This window comes from Bacillus sp. 005/A4HT-01/001 (genome assembly GCF_004634445.1).
Taxonomy (GTDB): Bacteria; Bacillota; Bacilli; order Bacillales; family Bacillaceae; genus Bacillus; species Bacillus altitudinis.
In genome coordinates, this window is sequence record NZ_SEIZ01000002.1 from 579,309 (window position 1) to 596,802 (window position 17,494).

General features: G+C 41.6%; 14 protein-coding genes. 13 read left to right on the top strand and 1 reads right to left on the bottom strand.

The genetic code is table 11. From position 1 onward, the window contains the following. Positions 1 to 78 precede the first annotated feature (78 nt). The 8 genes from dxs (at position 79) to ES896_RS08695 (ending at position 10,286) form a co-directional block, all read left to right on the top strand. Complete coding sequence (gene dxs, locus ES896_RS08660; protein ID WP_135226712.1) at positions 79 to 1,980, top strand: 1-deoxy-D-xylulose-5-phosphate synthase; 1,902 nt, start codon at positions 79 to 81, stop codon at positions 1,978 to 1,980. After that, a complete protein-coding gene (locus tag ES896_RS08665) occupies positions 1,977 to 2,831 on the top strand; it encodes a TlyA family RNA methyltransferase (RefSeq protein ID WP_007501164.1) in 855 nt (284 codons plus the stop codon). Before dxs ends, ES896_RS08665 begins: the two co-directional genes overlap by 4 nt. A 161-nt stretch (positions 2,832 to 2,992) precedes the next feature. Continuing rightward, entirely contained in the window at positions 2,993 to 3,442 is a 450-nt protein-coding gene (gene ahrC / locus ES896_RS08670; protein ID WP_007501163.1) for a transcriptional regulator AhrC/ArgR, read from the top strand. A 34-nt stretch (positions 3,443 to 3,476) separates the two neighbouring features. Continuing rightward, complete coding sequence (gene recN, locus ES896_RS08675) at positions 3,477 to 5,210, top strand: DNA repair protein RecN (RefSeq protein WP_135226713.1); 1,734 nt, start codon at positions 3,477 to 3,479, stop codon at positions 5,208 to 5,210. A 198-nt stretch (positions 5,211 to 5,408) separates the two neighbouring features. Continuing rightward, a complete protein-coding gene (gene spoIVB / locus ES896_RS08680; protein ID WP_007501161.1) occupies positions 5,409 to 6,686 on the top strand; it encodes a SpoIVB peptidase in 1,278 nt (425 codons plus the stop codon). 283 nt (positions 6,687 to 6,969) lie between these two features. Next, positions 6,970 to 7,773 carry a sporulation transcription factor Spo0A gene (gene spo0A / locus ES896_RS08685; RefSeq protein WP_008342226.1) on the top strand — a complete coding sequence of 268 codons (804 nt, stop codon included), beginning with the start codon at positions 6,970 to 6,972 and terminating at the stop codon, positions 7,771 to 7,773. Positions 7,774 to 8,221: 448 nt separating this feature from the next. Then, positions 8,222 to 9,322 (top strand): Rap family tetratricopeptide repeat protein, encoded by a 1,101-nt coding sequence (locus ES896_RS08690; protein WP_019743381.1) that lies wholly within the window; start codon positions 8,222 to 8,224, stop codon positions 9,320 to 9,322. Positions 9,323 to 9,548: 226 nt separating this feature from the next. Continuing rightward, positions 9,549 to 10,286, top strand: a complete 738-nt coding sequence (locus ES896_RS08695; protein WP_017357961.1) for a glycerophosphodiester phosphodiesterase — start codon at positions 9,549 to 9,551, stop codon at positions 10,284 to 10,286. A gap of 33 nt (positions 10,287 to 10,319) precedes the next feature. Here the strand turns inward: ES896_RS08695 and ES896_RS08700 are convergent, their stop codons facing one another. Continuing rightward, the gene (locus tag ES896_RS08700; RefSeq protein WP_017357960.1) at positions 10,320 to 10,556 is read right to left on the bottom strand and encodes a DUF2627 domain-containing protein; all 237 of its coding nucleotides are present in this window, start codon (positions 10,554 to 10,556) and stop codon (positions 10,320 to 10,322) included. A 149-nt stretch (positions 10,557 to 10,705) separates the two neighbouring features. Here ES896_RS08700 and ES896_RS08705 point away from each other — a divergent pair, with 149 nt between their 5' ends. The 5 genes from ES896_RS08705 (at position 10,706) to lpdA (ending at position 17,486) form a co-directional block, all read left to right on the top strand. Further along, positions 10,706 to 12,778, top strand: a complete 2,073-nt coding sequence (locus ES896_RS08705) for a sigma-54 interaction domain-containing protein (protein ID WP_135226714.1) — start codon at positions 10,706 to 10,708, stop codon at positions 12,776 to 12,778. Positions 12,779 to 12,903: 125 nt separating this feature from the next. Further along, positions 12,904 to 13,797 carry a phosphate butyryltransferase gene (gene yqiS / locus ES896_RS08710; RefSeq protein ID WP_008342231.1) on the top strand — a complete coding sequence of 298 codons (894 nt, stop codon included), beginning with the start codon at positions 12,904 to 12,906 and terminating at the stop codon, positions 13,795 to 13,797. A 25-nt stretch (positions 13,798 to 13,822) separates the two neighbouring features. After that, on the top strand, positions 13,823 to 14,917 hold the full coding sequence (bcd, locus tag ES896_RS08715; protein WP_135226715.1) for a branched-chain amino acid dehydrogenase: 1,095 nt from the start codon (positions 13,823 to 13,825) through the stop codon (positions 14,915 to 14,917). A gap of 33 nt (positions 14,918 to 14,950) precedes the next feature. Next, positions 14,951 to 16,072: a butyrate kinase gene (gene buk / locus ES896_RS08720; RefSeq protein WP_017357958.1), complete on the top strand. Its 1,122-nt coding sequence runs from the start codon at positions 14,951 to 14,953 to the stop codon at positions 16,070 to 16,072. Next, the gene (lpdA, locus tag ES896_RS08725) at positions 16,062 to 17,486 is read left to right on the top strand and encodes a dihydrolipoyl dehydrogenase (protein WP_135226716.1); all 1,425 of its coding nucleotides are present in this window, start codon (positions 16,062 to 16,064) and stop codon (positions 17,484 to 17,486) included. The genes buk and lpdA overlap by 11 nt, the downstream gene beginning before the upstream one ends. Positions 17,487 to 17,494 lie beyond the last annotated feature (8 nt).

Genomic DNA, 17,494 nt, shown 5'->3' on the forward strand with positions numbered 1-17,494 from the left:
TATTCCTGAATTGGTTTTCATAGGAATAAGGCATTATATATGTAGATAGAAATTTTGTTGAAAGCGAGTTGATCCTGATTGGATCTTTTATCAATAAAAAATCCAACGTTTCTAAAAGGAATGTCAAATGCAGAATTAGAGGAGCTGAGTGCGGACATTCGCACGTTTTTAATTGAGTCGTTAGCGAACTCTGGTGGGCACATTGGTCCAAACCTTGGTGTCGTTGAACTTACTGTTGCACTTCACAAAGTATTTGACAGCCCGAAAGACAAATTTCTTTGGGATGTTGGACATCAGTCTTACGTTCACAAGCTGTTAACTGGAAGAGGCGCCGAGTTTGATACACTTCGTCAGTATAAAGGGCTCTGCGGGTTCCCTAAACGAAATGAAAGTGAACATGATGTTTGGGAGACTGGACACAGTTCAACCTCATTATCTGGTGCAATGGGAATGGCCGCAGCGCGTGACATTAAAGGAACAGATGAATACATTCTCCCGATTATCGGCGATGGTGCACTAACCGGCGGTATGGCGTTAGAAGCACTGAACCATATCGGGGATGAAAAAAAAGACATGATTGTGATCTTAAACGACAATGAAATGAGTATTGCGCCAAACGTTGGTGCGATCCATACAATGCTTGGCAGACTACGTACAGCTGGTAAATACCAATGGGTAAAGGACGAGCTTGAATACTTATTCAAGCGTATCCCAGCAGTAGGCGGGAAGCTTGCTGCAACAGCAGAACGTATCAAGGACAGTCTGAAATATTTGCTTGTCTCTGGTATGTTCTTTGAGGAAATGGGCTTCACTTACTTAGGACCAGTAGATGGACATTCCTATGAAGATTTGTTTGAGAATCTTGAGTACGCAAAGAAAACAAAAGGCCCGGTTCTCCTTCATGTCATCACGAAAAAAGGAAAAGGCTATAAGCCGGCCGAATCTGATAAGATCGGCACATGGCACGGAACAGGCCCATACAAAATCGACACAGGTGACTTTGTAAAACCGACAGCAGCTGCACCGTCATGGAGTGGTCTCGTCAGTGAAACCGTCAGAAAGCTGGCACGGGAAGATGAGCGGATTGTCGCAATTACACCTGCAATGCCCGTTGGCTCAAAGCTTGAAGGATTTGCAAAAGAATTCCCTGAGCGAATGTTTGATGTTGGAATTGCAGAGCAGCATGCTGCAACAATGGCAGCCGGACTTGCTACACAGGACATGAAGCCATTTTTAGCGATTTATTCAACGTTCCTTCAAAGAGCCTATGACCAAGTGTTGCATGATATTTGCCGTCAAAATCTCAATGTGTTCATTGGAATTGACCGTGCAGGTCTTGTCGGTGCAGATGGAGAAACACATCAAGGTGTGTTTGACATTGCTTTCATGCGTCATATGCCGAATATGGTTCTCATGATGCCAAAGGATGAAAATGAAGGACAGCATATGGTCAACACAGCCATTCAATATGATGATGGTCCAATTGCCATGCGCTTCCCGCGTGGAAATGGACTAGGCGTCAAAATGGATGAACAGCTGAAAACCATCCCAATTGGTTCTTGGGAAGTTCTTCGTCCCGGGAAAGATGCTGTCATTTTAACATTCGGTACAACCATTAAAATGGCGCTGCAGGCAGCAGAAGAACTGCAAAAAGAAGGTAAATCAATCCGTGTTGTCAATGCACGTTTCATTAAGCCTCTTGATGAAGGCATGTTAAATGAGATACTGTCTGAAGGTTTGCCAATTTTAACAATAGAAGAAGCGGTGCTTCAAGGTGGATTTGGCAGCAGCGTATTAGAATATATTCACGACAAAAAAGCGTCTCATATAAAAGTAGAACGTATGGGCATTCCAGATGAATTTATTGAGCATGGAAGTGTCGATGCGCTACTTGAGGAAATTGGACTGACGAAAACACAGGCTGCTGAAACGTTACGTGACCTGCTTCCCGCAGCACCAAGAAAAGGAATTGGATCATGACATCAAAGAAAGAACGACTTGACGTTTTATTAGTCGAACAAGGACTAATGGAAACGAGAGAGAAAGCAAAACGCGCCATTATGGCAGGGATCGTTTATTCAAATGAAAACCGTTTGGATAAGCCAGGAGAAAAAATCGCTCGTGATACCCCGTTGACTGTGAAGGGGAATCCGCTGAAATATGTCAGCCGAGGTGGGCTAAAGCTCGAAAAGGCACTTCAAGAATTTGATTTAACCGTTGAAGGAAAGCTTTTAATTGATATCGGCTCATCAACAGGGGGATTTACAGATTGCGCACTCCAAAATGGAGCAGTCAAATCCTATGCTGTGGATGTTGGCTACAATCAGCTTGCGTGGAAATTACGACAGGATGATCGGGTGATCGTCATGGAACGCACCAACTTCCGCCATTCTGTTCCGGCAGATTTCACCGAAGGATTACCAGAGGTTGCATCTATTGATGTATCATTTATCTCGCTCAAACTCATTCTTCCCGCATTAAAGCATATTCTTATCCCAGGCGGCGACTGTATTGCGCTAGTGAAGCCGCAGTTTGAAGCGGGCAGAGAGCTTGTTGGAAAAAAAGGCATTGTGCGAGAACCTTCTGTACACCTTGGTGTGCTAGAAGAAATGAATCAATTTGCTGCAAAAGAAGGCTATGATGTAAAGGATGTTTCGTTTTCACCCATTACAGGCGGAGATGGAAATATCGAATTTCTCCTCCACTTGGTCCTGCATCCCGATCAAGAAGAGAATACGGCACTTCCAGTATCTGAACTTGAAAAAGTCGTCAAAGAAGCCCATGCCGTATTGAAAGAAAAGAAAAACAGTCCTGAGCCGGCTGACACATGAATTATTGAAACAAAAGGAATAATAGCTCGCTATTATTCCTTTTTACATGGTCAAAAGATCAGAATTGACCGTTTCTCACGTAATGCTTGTTTTTTGAAGTGTGCATCATATAACATAGAACGTAAAGACAAACTGAGATTCTAACGCCTAGGGGGGTCAAAATGAACAAAGGTCAAAGACATATTAAGATTAGAGAAATTATCGCAAGCCAAGAAATCGAAACACAAGACGAATTAGTCGATATTTTGAAAGCGGATGGATATAACATCACACAGGCGACCGTATCAAGAGATATCAAAGAACTGCATTTAGTCAAAGTGCCAACAAATAATGGAACATATAAATACAGCCTTCCTGCAGATCAGCGGTTTAACCCGCTATCAAAATTAAAGCGTTCCTTAATGGACGCATTTATTAAAATGGATGCTGCCAGTCATTTAATCGTTCTAAAAACAATGCCTGGGAACGCTCAAGCCATCGGTGCTTTAATGGATAATTTAGATTGGGAAGAAATTATGGGAACCATTTGTGGGGATGATACCATCTTAATCATTTGCCGCACGCCAGACGATACGGATACCGTTTCGTCTAAAATTTTAGAACTTCTATAAAGAGATCAGGTTTACAAAAAGAGGTGTCAAATGAGTGTTAGCAGAACTAACCATTAAAAACTTTGCAATCATTGAGGAGTTAACGGTTTCGTTTGAAAAAGGACTCACAGTTCTAACAGGGGAAACAGGTGCCGGAAAATCAATCATGATTGACGCTGTCTCACTTCTTGTAGGGGGAAGAGGATCATCCGAATTTGTCCGTTATGGCGAAAAAAAAGCAGAGCTGGAAGGTCTTTTTCTTGTACCAGCAGATCATCCTGTATTTGCCCTTTGCGAGGAGCAAGGAATTGATGCATCTGATGAAATGATGATTCTTCGCCGTGATATCAATCAAAGCGGGAAAAGCATTTGCCGCATTAATGGGAAGCTTGTCACCATCTCGCTTTTAAGAGAAGTTGGCCGTCTTTTGCTTGATATACATGGACAGCACGATAATCAGCTGTTAATGGAAGATGAAAATCATTTACATTTGCTTGATCAATTTGGAGCAGAAGAAATTGCACCTGCTCTCTCACAGTATCAAGAAGCGTATGATCAATATATGAAGACGGCGCAAAAACTCAAACAGCTGTCTGAAAATGAACAGGAAATGGTTCACCGGTTAGACTTATTGCAATTTCAGCTGGAAGAGATTGAAGCGGCACAATTAGAGCCTGGGGAAGATGAGAAGCTTCAAGAGGAACGTCATCAAATCAGCAATTTTGAAAAAATCTTTTCCTCACTTCAAAACGCATATAATGCTCTGCGTAATGAGCAGGGAGGACTTGATTGGGTTGGGATGGCTTCAAGCGAGCTTGAGCAAGTTTCTGAGATCAACGACGATCTGAAAAAGCTCTCTGAGCAAGTGTCAAACTCCTATTATTTATTAGAAGATTCTACTTTTCAAATGCGCAGCATGCTTGATCAATTAGAATTTGACCCAGCCCGTCTTGATTTTATTGAGTCTAGACTAAATGAGATGAAGCAGCTGAAGCGAAAATACGGCACAACCGTTGAGGAAATTTTAGAATATGCGGCTAAGATTGAAGAGGAGATAGACCAAATCCAAAATCGAGACAGCCATTTGCAGACACTTAAAAACAAACTTGATGCGATAAGCCGGGATGCATTGCTTGAAGCGCTTAACGTGTCAGAGCTCCGTAAAAAATGGGCGAAAAAACTGGCGAAGCACATTCAAGCTGAATTGAAGGATTTATATATGGAGAAGTCTTCTTTTGATACCGCTTTTACGATTCGATATGCACCTTTTGGCAGTACGGACTGCCCGCTTTTAGATGGAAAACCCGTACAGCTCGGGAGAAATGGCATAGATCAAGCGCAATTTGTCATTTCTACAAATCCGGGTGAACCAATGAAATCTTTGTCAAAAGTAGCATCTGGAGGAGAAATTTCACGTGTCATGCTGGCAGTGAAAAGTATTTTCTCAGCGAAACAAGAAGTGACGTCCATTATATTTGATGAAGTGGATACGGGCGTTAGCGGCAGAGTCGCACAAGCCATTGCTGAAAAAATTTATAAAGTAGCAGCAGGTTCACAAGTACTCTGTATTACCCATCTGCCGCAAGTAGCAGCAATGGCTGATACACATCTTTTTATTTCTAAACGCGCTAAAGCTGGTAGAACAATGACGAACGTCAAACCACTAAGTGATGATGAAAAAGTGAGTGAAATTGGCCGAATGATTGCTGGTGTAGAAGTCACTGAGCTCACAAAACAGCATGCAAAAGAATTACTGCACCAAGCAAATGATGTCAAAACGACAGGGTAGCTGAAACAACAGCTGCCTTTTTTATATTGTCTCATATTCGCCGTATATACGCATGAAATCGTCTTTTTCTTTTATCAATTTATCCAATCATTTTCTAAAGGTGTCGGTTATAAATCCTCGCTAAGAAGGCAAAAGTAAAGATGTAGCCAAAACATTAATGTTCTGGTGTGGGTAAGGAGCGAGGAGAGTGAAAAATGAATGCCCGAAAAGATGAGAAAAGCCATTGGTGTGATTCTCCTTGTTTCTTTAATAAGTACAGGGTTTATGAGCATAGTGAAGGAATATATCAGCATTCCAACAACTGTCGCAGTATTTGAACACGAGAAGCATTCGATTGATACATCCATTGAAGCGTCAGCCAATGCTTCTTCGCCAGCCTTTAGTCTTTCAGAGAAAAAGAATCAACTTGAAGTAACGGGACAAAAGGCGGGAAAAGCCGAAATTGTTTATGATTTTAAAGGATTTCCTATTAAGAAAACAAAAGTCGATGTTCTTCCCGAATTAAAAGTCATTCCTGGAGGACAATCCATTGGCGTCAAACTCCATTCTGTCGGAGTTCTCGTTGTCGGTTTTCATCAAATCACAACAGCAGACGGCAAAAAATCACCAGGTGAAGCTGCAGGCATTCAATCAGGGGATATGATCATTGAGATCAATGGTCAGAAAATGGAGAAGATGAATGACCTCACCCCATTTATTCAGAAAGCCGGAAAAACGGGGGAAACCCTTCATTTACTCATAAAAAGAGACCATAAAACCTTTCAAACGACACTAACACCCGCGAAAGATGCAAGTGAAGGTACTTATCGAATTGGTCTTTATATTCGTGACTCCGCAGCAGGAATCGGGACGATGACCTTCTTTGAACCATCTTCTAAAAAATATGGCGCCCTTGGGCATGTGATTTCTGACATGGATACAAAAAAACCAATCGTGGTCGACAATGGTGAAATTGTCAGATCAACTGTCACATCCATTGAAAAAGGGACAGGAGGCAACCCTGGAGAAAAATTGGCCAGGTTTTCTTCCGAAAGAAAAACGATAGGTGATATTTCACGTAACAGTCCATTCGGTATATTTGGTACGTTAACCGAAAAACTTGAAAATCATGTAGCAGACAAACCACTTCCAGTCGCATTATCAAATGAAGTAAAAGAAGGTCCAGCCGAAATATTAACGGTCGTGGACCATGATAAAGTAGAGAAATTTGATATTAAAATCGTCAGCACAACACCACAAAAATTCCCGGCAACAAAAGGAATGGTGCTTAAAGTAACAGATGAACGCTTATTAAGCAAAACGGGCGGGATCGTTCAAGGAATGAGCGGTAGTCCGATCATCCAAAATGGCAAAGTCATTGGAGCGGTCACTCACGTGTTCGTCAATGACCCGACAAGCGGATACGGCGTACACATTGAATGGATGCTGTCAGAAGCAGGAATTGACCTTTATCAAAAAAACAAAAAAGCAAGCTGATGAAAAACTGCCGCGAATCTTCCGGCAGTTTTTTTCTACCCTTTCTTTCTCTTCCATCATGTTATAAAATAAGGAAAAAGAGATTTTTCGACAAAATGGAAAACAGTGTGTTGTCAAATTGCAATAATCGTCGATTCATTAAGAAAAACGTAGAAAAAGCTAGATAATGCTCTATTATTCGGAAAATTAAACTTTTTTAAAGGGGATAGCATGGTTTTGTCGAATTGAACACTCAGAAGAGAAATGCAAAAGACTAAGGAATCGACATTGGGGAGGAAAGAACGTGGAGAAAATTAAAGTGTGTGTAGCTGATGACAATCGAGAACTTGTTGGCCTTTTGACAGAGTATATTGAGGGACAGGAAGATATGGAAGTACTTGGCGTGGCGTATAATGGTCAGGAATGTCTGACATTATTTAAAGATAAAGAGCCCGACGTTCTCCTCTTAGATATTATCATGCCTCATTTAGACGGTCTTGCTGTACTGGAACGCCTCCGTGAAAACAATGAAATGACCAAACAGCCAAGTGTCATTATGCTGACGGCTTTCGGACAAGAAGACGTAACGAAAAAAGCAGTCGATTTGGGCGCATCCTATTTCATTTTGAAACCATTCGATATGGAAAACCTCGTAGGTCATATTCGTCAAGTCAGTGGAAACGGCACACAAGTCAGCCATCGATCTTCATCTATCCAAAACAGTGTCCTTCGCAGCAAACCTGAACCGAAACGTAAGAACTTAGATGCGAGCATTACGACGATTATTCATGAGATTGGCGTGCCAGCTCATATTAAAGGTTATTTATACTTAAGAGAAGCCATTTCGATGGTGTACAATGATATTGAACTACTCGGCAGTATTACAAAAGTATTGTACCCAGACATTGCAAAGAAATTTAACACGACAGCCAGCAGGGTAGAACGAGCGATTCGTCATGCCATTGAAGTGGCTTGGAGCAGAGGGAATATTGACTCCATTTCGTCACTCTTTGGCTACACAGTCAGCATGTCAAAAGCCAAACCGACCAATTCCGAATTTATTGCCATGGTGGCTGATCGACTGCGTTTAGAGCATAGAGCAAGCTAAGTCACCTTCCATAAAAAACGTTTCTTCAATGAGGCGTTTTTTTATTTTCGTAAAATATTGCTAAAAAATGGTTATGTTGATAAAATCATCTTTAATGTTTAAATTGGACAAACGGGCTGCTTTATTTTCAGAATAAAATGAAAAATAAAGCATGAAAGAAATGAATAGGACATAAAATAGTGGTAATCAGCTACGCTAATCAATTGGCTTATAGAAGAAGAAAACGCTCATTCGTAAGAAAAAGGATGAGAGGAAAAGGTCTTATGTAATTAGTAAATAAAGTAAATGAGATCGAAAGTTCTATTTCTATTGACCCGATTGGTTGGCGTTTTAAAGTCACTGGCTTCTTAGAGATTGTGCCATTTGAACTGAATATTCCCATTGTCGAATTTAATAATTTTCACATTCTTTTACTATGCTATAATAATGAAAAGAAGAGGGTGAGGTTATGGGAAAGCTGAAAATCCACTCTGCTGAGGTTGCGAACGAAATTAGCAAGTGGACGAGGGTCATTTCTCAGAATGACCTAGAAAAATCTGCTGTCTATAAAGAGAAAATTCAGAATTTGCTAAAAAATACAGATGAGGATCGAGAAGTTCTTCTTTATTATCAGCTAGTCGACGGCAGACATGAAATGTTACTTGGAAATATTGAAAAAGCCAATCAGATTATGAAAAGTGTCGGAACGCTGGATGAAAAAGCAGATGACATTATTAATTTTTATTTTTACTTTTATAAAGGCCAATATGCTGCCTATGTCAAAAAATATGATGAGGCGATTAGTTTTTATAAGATTGCTGAGCAGCGGCTAAAACGTGTGAATGAAGATCTTGAAGTAGGAACTTTTCATCATAAAGTCGCTTCCATTTATTACGAACTGAAGCAAAATTTCATTTCCATTAATCATATTAAAAAAGCCATTGATACGTTTAAAGCGCATGAAGAATATACCGCACAGGCGATTGACAGCTTAATTTTACATGCAAGCAACTGTATTGATTTACTACAGTTTGATGAAGCTGAGGAAAAGTACCAAGAGGCACTTGAGAAAAGTAAGCGCATTAACAATGAAGTGCTGATTGGGAAGTGCTATCACAATTTAGCGGTTCTTTATTACGCAAAACCTGATTATGAAAAAAGTGCGCAATACGCCAAAAAAGGGATGAGCATTCAAATTCATCGCGACAATAGCCATTATTTCATCCAATCTTTATATGTTCTCGCAAATGCCTTAGTTCATTTAGGAGATCATGAGGCGAAAGAATATATTAAAGAGGGGATTCAATATAGCTGTGATATCCAAAATAATGAATATATAGTAAAATTTGAAATTTTGGATTTGATGTGCGAAAATAGTGGAGCAGCAGACGTATTCTCTGAAAAATTAGACTACATAGAAAAAAATAGATTATATGTGGAGCTTGAGGATTTGTCTGAACAAATATCGAAATACTTCAAGGAACGAAATGATTATCAAAATGCCATTCGTTTTCTTGAAAAGAAATTCGATGCACAAATACTTCAAAAGAAAGTGGAGGTTATCTTATGAAAAAGTTGTTGTTAGGTGTAACAATCGTTACAGCAGTCGCAGTTGTTTCTTCCCTTTTTGCTCTTGACGCAGAGACGACAGAGCAAGCCATCAGAGCGATTACGTGATCGAATTTACCTGTCAACCTCTTCTCTCTTATTAGAAGAGGTTTTTTTATGTGCTCAAACTGGCAAAACGAAAAAAGACACGTCATAATATAGGTAATCATCATATTTAGAGGTGGCATATGACGAAAATTTTTGCACATAGAGGCTTTAAAGGAAACTATCCAGAGAACACCATGATTGCCTTTGAGCACGCACTCCATTCTGGAGCGGATGGAATTGAGCTTGATGTTCAGCTCACCAAAGACGGCAGACTGGCTGTCATTCACGATGAAAAGCTGAACCGAACGACCAATATGAAAGGGTTAGTGAAAGACTATACATATGAAGAGTTAAAAAGAGGAGATGCGAGTCATTCTTTCTATGAAGAAACGGGTGCGGTCTCCATTCCTCTATTAGAAGAAGTATTAGAGCTAGTGACGCAGAGATCATCCTTTATGATCAACATTGAATTAAAAAACTCTATTTATCGATATCCAGGGATTGAAGAGAAAGTAAAAAAGCAAATTGAGCACTTTCAAATAGAGGATCGAGTGCTTGTCTCATCATTTCATCACGGCAGCTTAGCTCTTTTTCACAAGCTAATGCCGCACATTGAACTGGCGGTCCTCACAATGGATGTGATTCATCAGCCGGACATGTATTTAAAAACAATCCCGGCAAAGGGCTACCATCCGAATATAAAGGGCGCTGGGGTGACAAAAGAAGTAGTAGCCGCTCTCCATGCGGACCAACAAGTGATTAGACCGTTTACTGTAAACAGTGAGAAGCAAATAAAAAATATGTTGACCTTGGGTGTTGATGGAATCTTTACTGATTTTCCTGATCGAGCCGTCAAAATAAGAGAAGAAATGAAATAAAGACCTGCTATCAACAGCGGGTCTTTTTCATGATTACCTTTGCTTAAAACGAGTTGTTACTTTATTTCGTTTACGGTCCCTATATAAAATAAATCCTGCAACAACATAAAGACCTCCCCCTAAAAATAACAACCCTGCAATTCCTTGCAGCCATAAATATGGAAATGGTGCAATGATGATGCCGAAAACAGTGTCCCGCAGCAGCTTAATGCCAAGTGCTGCAAAGGCTCCAGGTATTAAAATAATCACTAATGCCAGTATTCTCCCCATCAAATGTCCCCTTAAACGTCATTTACTTCCATTGTCTAATTCAAAAAATATTTTGTCAAGAAAGGAAAACGTGGTAATATAGGTGTTGTGCAATTTTTTGCAACGGAAAAATATGGTGTGCAAAATTTTTCATATAAAGGGGTAACGGGATGCAGAGAGTCTTGATTGTCGGTGCAGGACAAGGTGGATCAGCACTGCTTGAAACATTGCTGAAAACAAATACGGTTCAAATCATTGCGATCGCCGACCTTGATCTCGAGGCACCGGGGATGGATGAAGCGAAAAAGAATGGAATTGAGACGACGACGGATTGGAAAGAATACATAAAAGATGACATTGATATCATCATTGAAACTACAGGCAGTTCTGCTGTACTGAAAGAATTAATTGAACAAAAACCAGAGCATGCTGTGATTGTGCCAAGCTCGATGGCATACGTCATTTCAGAATTAATGGCAGAGAAACAACAGCTTATTCAAATATTGAAGGAACAAACCTATAAACATGACCGCATTTTTAATGCAACGAATGATGGCATGATTTTTATTAATATGGATGAAGAAGTGGTCCTGTTTAATCGATCGGCTGCCAAAATGGTGGGGTGTTCGCAAAAGGATGCGATTGGCCGTCACATTCGAGAAGTGATTCCGAACACGAAACTTCCCGATATATTAAGGTCAAGGGAGCCGGAATTTAACCAAAAGCAATTTTTGAATCAGCAAATTCAAATTGTGACCACCCGTCTGCCGATTATTGATGACGCGGGGAGAATGTTAGGTGCTTTATCGATCTTTAAAGACATAACAGATGCGGTGGAGCTTGCGGAAGAAGTGACAAACCTCAAAGAAGTAAGAACGATGCTTGAGGCGATTATTCAATCATCAGATGAAGCCATATCGGTTGTCGATGAGCAGGGGAAAGGTATTTTGATCAACCGTGCTTATACGAAAATGACCGGTTTAACGGATAAAGAGGTCGTAGGTAAACCAGCTGGTGCTGATATTTCCGAAGGGGAAAGCATGCACTTAAAGGTGCTTGAAACAAGAAGACCTGTTCGTGGCGTCAGAATGAAGGTTGGTCCAAATAAAAAAGATGTCATCGTCAATGTAGCACCTGTTATTGTGGACGGCATTCTAAAAGGCAGTGTCGGCGTCATTCACGATGTATCCGAAATTCAATCATTGACGAATGAATTAAATAAAGCAAGACAGCTCATCCGAACACTTGAAGCAAAGTACACATTTGAAGACATTATTGGAGAAAGTGAACAAATGCTTGTCGCACTTGAGCAGGCAAAGCTGGGTGCAAAAACGCCGGCAACCATTTTACTCCGCGGAGAATCAGGTACTGGGAAAGAGCTGTTTGCACATGCCATTCACAATGAAAGTGATCGCAAGTACAACCGCTTTGTCCGTGTCAACTGTGCTGCCTTATCAGAAACTCTTTTAGAGTCAGAACTGTTTGGCTACGAGGAAGGAGCGTTTTCTGGTGCAAGGCGTGGCGGGAAAAAAGGGCTGTTTGAAGAAGCCAATCACGGCAGTATCTTTTTAGATGAAATCGGTGAAATGACGCCAAGTACACAAGCGAAATTGCTGCGTGTCATGCAGGAAAAAGAAATTGTACGGGTAGGCGGAACGAAAGCGATACCGGTCGATGTGCGTGTGATCACAGCGACAAATGTCAATATTGAAAAGGCGATGGCAGAAGGGAAGTTCAGAGAGGATTTATATTATCGAATGAACAGATACCCGATATCGATTCCACCACTCAGACAGCGTCTCGAAGATATTGAATCATTAAGTAAACGCCTCATCCAAAAGATCAATTTAGACTATGGGCGAAACGTCAGCGGCTTAACAGATCGTGCGCTTCATAGACTTCGATCATATAGCTGGCCAGGCAACGTGAGAGAGCTTGAAAATGTGCTTGGACGAGCGATGATCTTTTTGAATCCGCAAGAAGAATGGATCGATGAAGCGCATATCGCCTTCATGGAGTCAGACGAGCATGAGGAAAAAGAGCAGCAGGAACTGGCTGTTAGTCAATTTGAGGGGGAGACGCTCTCAGATGCTGTAGAAGCATTTGAAGCGCAGCTGATCAAACAAACCCTTGAAAAACATCAATTCAATCGCACAAAAACAGCGAAAACGTTAGGGATCAGCATTCGAAATCTTTACTATAAAATGGATAAGTATCAGCTTGCAAAAGATAGCATGCAGTAACATGCACGTAACCTGCAAGAAATTGCATGATTTCTTTGCAAAAAGGCTTATTTTTCACACATTTCAAGCTGGCACGGAACTTGCATATAAAAAGAGGAACCGAGCACAAGGAAAGGTGGGCAAGTATGAAGCTTGACGATCTGATTATTAAAGCCTCGCAGTTGCAGAATAAAACAGCGGCTGTGGCTCATGCAGAAGACGAAGAAGTGCTTCATGCCATCAAAATGGCAATCGAACGAAAAGTCGCTCGCTTCCTGCTGGTTGGAAACAAACGCAACCTAAAGGAGCTAGTCAAACAGCATGAGATCAATGAAGACTGGATAGATATTATTCATTCAGATTCACCCGAAGAATCTGCCAAAATTGCCGTTCAGGCAGTAAGTGAAAATCATGCAGATATTCTCATGAAGGGTCATGTCCCGACAGCCGTATTGTTAAAAGCTGTCCTAAATAAAGAGTATGGGCTTCGGACAGCGAGTGTCCTTTCACATGTTGCTGCCTTCGAAGTACCGGGCTTTGACCGTTTTATCTATGTGACGGACTCTGCGATGAACATTGCGCCTGATTTAAATATGCTGAAAGAAATTACGGTGAATTCCGTTCAAGTCGCACAAGCTGTCGGAAATGATATGCCCAAAGTGGCCGTATTATCAGCGGTAGAAGTCGTAAACCCAGCGATGGATTCGACACTCACAGCTGCAAGTCTTGCGCAAATGAATCGAAGAGGTCAAATTTCTGGCTGCCTGATTGATGGGCCGCTGGCTTTAGATAATGCCATTTCTCAAACGGCAGCTTCTCATAAAAATATTACGAGTGATGTGGCTGGTCATGCAGATATTTTGCTTGTGCCAACCATTGAAGCAGGTAACATTCTTTATAAATCTCTCATCTACTTTGCTCATGCAAAAGTGGGAGCTGTGGTGGCAGGAGCGAAAGCACCGATTGCTTTAACAAGCCGGTCTGATTCAGCTGAAAGCAAGCTCTATTCAATTGCACTTGCCATCTGTACATCTAATTAAGCGAAAGTATTAGGAGGAATAGAAAATGGAACTTTTTAAATATATGGAACGATACGATTATGAACAGCTTGTATTTTGTCAGGATGAACAGTCTGGTTTAAAAGCCATCATTGCCATTCATGATACAACACTTGGGCCAGCACTCGGCGGAACAAGAATGTGGACATATGAAAATGAAGAAGCAGCGATCGAAGATGCCTTGCGTCTTGCAAGAGGTATGACTTATAAAAATGCGGCGGCAGGGCTTAACCTTGGCGGCGGTAAAACGGTCATCATTGGTGATCCGAGAAAAGACAAGAATGAAGAAATGTTCCGTGCTTTTGGCCGTTACATTCAAGGATTAAATGGCCGTTATATCACTGCTGAAGATGTCGGTACAACGGTAGAAGATATGGATCTTATCCATGAAGAAACAGACTTTGTCACAGGCATCTCTCCTGCATTTGGTTCTTCAGGAAACCCATCTCCAGTGACTGCTTACGGTGTATATAAAGGCATGAAAGCAGCTGCAAAAGCAGCATTCGGTACAGATTCATTAGAAGGAAAAATAATTGCCGTTCAAGGTGTTGGAAACGTGGCTTACAACCTATGTAAACACCTGCATGAAGAAGGCGCACAGCTTATCGTTACTGATATCAACAAAGACTCAGTTCAGCGAGCTGTAGAAGACTTCGGTGCAAAAGCGGTAGACCCTGATGATATTTATGATCAAGAATGTGATATTTACGCACCATGTGCACTCGGTGCAACCATTAACGATGTGACGATTCCTAAATTAAAGGCAAAAGTCATTGCAGGTGCAGCGAATAACCAGCTGAGAGAAACACATCATGGAGATCTTATTCATGAAATGGGCATTGTGTACGCACCGGATTATGTGATCAATGCAGGCGGTGTGATTAACGTTGCAGATGAGCTTTATGGCTATAATGCCGATCGTGCAATGAAAAAAGTAGAAGGCATTTACCAAAACATTGAGCGAGTGATTGAAATCTCTAACCGTGATGCCATTCCAACTTATAAAGCGGCAGACCGATTGGCTGAAGAGCGAATTGAAAGAATGCGCAAATCAAGAAGCCAATTCCTGCAAAATGGTCAACATATTTTAAGTCGTCGCTAAATGGATGAATGAGTTGAAACGGAGGTTTTGTTTTTGCTGACAAAAGAATGGCGTATTCTCACGATTAATCCTGGCTCTACCTCAACAAAAATCGGTGTGTTTCATAATGAACGATCTATTTTTGAAACGACATTAAGACATACAGATGAGGAAATCAAGCAGTTTCCTCATATCATTGATCAATTTTCATTCCGTAAAGAAACCATTTTAAAAACACTGCATGAACAGGGGATGAACATCTCAAAGTTTGATGCAGTTTGCGCACGCGGTGGTCTTCTTCGCCCGATTGAAGGTGGCACATATGAAGTAAATGAGCAAATGGTTGAAGATCTAAAAGAAGGGTATGCTGGCCAGCACGCCTCTAATCTAGGCGGAATCATTGCCCGAGAAATTGCACTTGGTCTTAACATCCCAGCTTTTATTGTTGATCCCGTAGTCGTAGATGAACTACAGCCAATTGCTCGTATTTCAGGACTGCCAACAATTGAGCGGAAAAGCATTTTTCATGCGTTAAATCAAAAAGCAGTCGCAAGAAAAACGGCTGCTTCGTTTGGAAAGCGTTATGAAGATTTGAACATGATCATTACCCATATGGGCGGCGGAATTACGATTGGTGTACATCAAAAAGGAAAAGTCATTGATGTGAATAACGGTCTTCATGGTGAGGGTCCTTTCAGCCCAGAGCGGGCAGGTACTCTCCCAACAGGTGACCTTGTCAATTTATGCTTTTCTGGTGAATATTCGCAAGAGGAAATGCTCAAACGCATTATTGGCGAAGGCGGTCTTGCGGGCTATCTTGGCACGACAGATGCAGTAAAAGTAGAGCGAATGATTGAAGCAGGCGATGAGCGTGCGGCGCTTATTTATGAAGCGATGTGCTATCAAATTGCCAAAGAAATTGGTGCGGCTAGTGCGGTCTTAAAAGGAGCTGTAGACGTCATTGTGTTAACAGGCGGCCTTGCCTACAGCAAACAAATTACGTCAAGCATTAGAGGATACATTGACTGGATTTCAGATGTTGTTGTGTACCCAGGTGAAAATGAATTGCAATCCTTAGCAGAAGGGGCGCTTCGCATTTTAAAAGAAGAAGAATCACCAAAAGAATACCCAAATGATCAAAAGGCGGAGAAAGGAGTGACAAGTCATGGCAACTGAATATGACCTCGTCATTCTTGGTGGAGGCACAGGCGGCTATGTAGCGGCCATTCGTGCCTCTCAACTTGGATTGAAAACAGCAGTCGTAGAAAAATCAAAGCTCGGTGGAACATGTCTTCATAAAGGCTGTATCCCATCTAAAGCGCTGCTTAGAAGTGCAGAAGTCTATCAAACGGTCAAACGTGCCGCTGATTTTGGCGTTGAAGCAAGCGGAATTGCCTTACAATTTGCAAGCGTACAAAAAAGAAAAACAGAGATTGTCGACAAATTAGCAGGCGGCGTCAAACATTTAATGAAACAAGGGAAAATTGATGTATACGAAGGAATAGGCCGTATCCTAGGCCCTTCGATTTTTTCGCCAATGCCAGGCACCATCTCGGTAGAAATGGCGAATGGCGATGAAAATGAAATGCTGATTCCTAAGCAGGTCATCATTGCGACTGGATCAAGACCGCGCGTCCTGCCCGGACTTGAAGCGGATGGAACACACATCCTTACATCAGACGAAGTACTTGAACTGCAAGAACTCCCTCAGTCCATGCTGATTGTCGGCGGAGGCGTGATTGGGATCGAATGGGCTTCCATGCTTAACGATTTTGGCGTAAAAGTCACAGTGATCGAATTTGCAGATCGCGTTTTGCCAACAGAGGATCAAGATATTTCTAAAGAAATGGAAAAGCTTTTAACGAAAAAGGGCATCACCTTAGTGACAAATGCGAAGGTTCTGCCAGATACTGCCGAAAAGCATGAGAATCTGGTCAAGATCCAAGTGGAACAAGGTGGAGACACTCAGTCGTTTGAAGCAGAGAAACTGCTTCTTTCAGTTGGCCGAGTGCCAAACGTGGAAGGCATAGGTCTTGAAAACACGGACATCCAGACAGAAAATCATGGCATTGTCGTGAATGAGCATTACCAAACGAAAGAGTCGCATATTTACGCAATAGGTGATGTCATTGGCGGTCTTCAGCTGGCGCATGTCGCATCACATGAAGGCATGATTGCAGTAGAACATATGGCTGGTCAAGATCCAAAGCCGCTTGATGAAACGCTCGTGTCTAAATGTGTGTACTCTCACCCAGAAACCGCTAGTGTTGGACTGACTGAACAGGCGGCAAAAGAGCAAGGCTACGAAGTCAAGATTGGGAAGTTTCCCTTTATGGCCATCGGAAAAGCGCTTGTATTTGGAGAGTCTGATGGATTTGTCAAAATCATTGCTGACCAAAAGACAGATGATATCTTAGGGATTCATATGATTGGTCCTCATGTAACAGATATGATATCTGAAGCTGGATTAGCCAAAGTATTAGATGCAACTCCGTGGGAAGTGGGGCAGACGATCCACCCGCACCCAACCTTGTCAGAAGCAATTGGCGAGGCAGCACTGGCTGTTGACGGAAAGGCGATCCATTTTTAATCAAGGAG

What these genes read in the sequence shown, in the direction of transcription:
- ahrC (WP_007501163.1), top strand. Translation starts at nt 2,993, where the DNA reads ATGAACAAAGGTCAAAGACATATTAAGATTAGAGAAATTATCGCAAGC.
- ES896_RS08700 (WP_017357960.1), bottom strand. Translation starts at nt 10,556, where the DNA reads ATGGGGAGAATACTGGCATTAGTGATTATTTTAATACCTGGAGCCTTT.
- lpdA (WP_135226716.1), top strand. Translation starts at nt 16,062, where the DNA reads ATGGCAACTGAATATGACCTCGTCATTCTTGGTGGAGGCACAGGCGGC.
- yqiS (WP_008342231.1), top strand. Translation starts at nt 12,904, where the DNA reads ATGAAGCTTGACGATCTGATTATTAAAGCCTCGCAGTTGCAGAATAAA.
- ES896_RS08690 (WP_019743381.1), top strand. Translation starts at nt 8,222, where the DNA reads ATGGGAAAGCTGAAAATCCACTCTGCTGAGGTTGCGAACGAAATTAGC.
- spoIVB (WP_007501161.1), top strand. Translation starts at nt 5,409, where the DNA reads ATGCCCGAAAAGATGAGAAAAGCCATTGGTGTGATTCTCCTTGTTTCT.
- ES896_RS08695 (WP_017357961.1), top strand. Translation starts at nt 9,549, where the DNA reads ATGACGAAAATTTTTGCACATAGAGGCTTTAAAGGAAACTATCCAGAG.
- ES896_RS08705 (WP_135226714.1), top strand. Translation starts at nt 10,706, where the DNA reads ATGCAGAGAGTCTTGATTGTCGGTGCAGGACAAGGTGGATCAGCACTG.
- bcd (WP_135226715.1), top strand. Translation starts at nt 13,823, where the DNA reads ATGGAACTTTTTAAATATATGGAACGATACGATTATGAACAGCTTGTA.
- ES896_RS08665 (WP_007501164.1), top strand. Translation starts at nt 1,977, where the DNA reads ATGACATCAAAGAAAGAACGACTTGACGTTTTATTAGTCGAACAAGGA.